Annotated in this window: 1 protein-coding gene; it reads left to right on the plus strand. The window is 65.4% G+C overall.

The window, feature by feature from the left end:
* Window positions 1-334: 334 nt before the first annotated feature.
* A partial coding sequence (locus CAPSK01_RS08820; RefSeq protein WP_034925343.1) for an Hpt domain-containing protein occupies window positions 335-980 on the plus strand: 646 nt, incomplete at its 3' end.

Consider the following 980-nt stretch of genomic DNA (forward strand, 5'->3'; position numbering starts at 1 on the left):
TTCAGAAAATGAAGTTGACGTGTCGCTAAAAAATGATAATCTACTTATCAATTCTTAGCGACCCTTCCATTTCAATGCGCTCTCCCACTGACCATTGCTGGCCCCGCACCCCGCAGCCAGGCGCGCCGGAATGGCCGTCGAACCACGGCCCCGAGGACGCTGCCCACCGTTTCGTCGGGCAACGTCGAACTGTTCTGAACCGCGCCACAAGCGCCCCCACGAGGAAATGACCATGAAGTTCTGCAATCTGTCCGGCGTCTTCGGCGACCCGATGGTCCCCCCCGCCAACACCTGAACCCCACGCGACCCACGCAAGAACGAGGAACCCCCCCCGATGGACGAACTGACCAGCACCTTCGTCAATGAAAGCCGCGACCAATTGCTGGCCATGGAAGACGGCCTGCTCAAGCTCGAGCAGTCGCCCGACGACGCCGACAACCTGGGCGCCATTTTCCGCGCCGCGCACACCATCAAGGGCGGCTCGGGCGTCGTCGAATGCCCCTTCATCGAAGCCTTCACGCACAAGGTCGAGAACGTCCTCGACAAGCTGCGCAACGGTGAAATCGCCGTCAGCGGCGAACTGGCGACGATCCTGCTCCAATGCTGCGACCACCTGGGCACGCTGCTCGACACCCTGGTCGCCGGCGCGCAGCCCGACGCCGCCGTGCAGGCGCGCGGCGACGCGCTGCTCGCACGACTGACCGAACAGTTCCTCGGCGGTGACGCAGCCGGCGCCACTCCGGTCGCCAGCGCGCCGGTCGAACACGCCGGCCCGGTCGAAAGCTCGGGCGGCGGCATCGTCGAGACCGACGCCTGGCACGTCTCGGTGCGCTTCGGACCCGAAGTCATGAAAGGCGGCGTCGACCCGCTGTCGCTGCTGCGCTACCTGGCCTCGCTCGGCGAGATCATCGACCTCACGACGCTCGCCGAAGCGATGCCGCCGGCCGCCGAGATGGACCCCGAGAGCTGCTATCTCGGCT

The organism is Candidatus Accumulibacter vicinus (assembly GCF_000584955.1).
Lineage (GTDB): Bacteria > Pseudomonadota > Gammaproteobacteria > Burkholderiales > Rhodocyclaceae > Accumulibacter > Accumulibacter vicinus.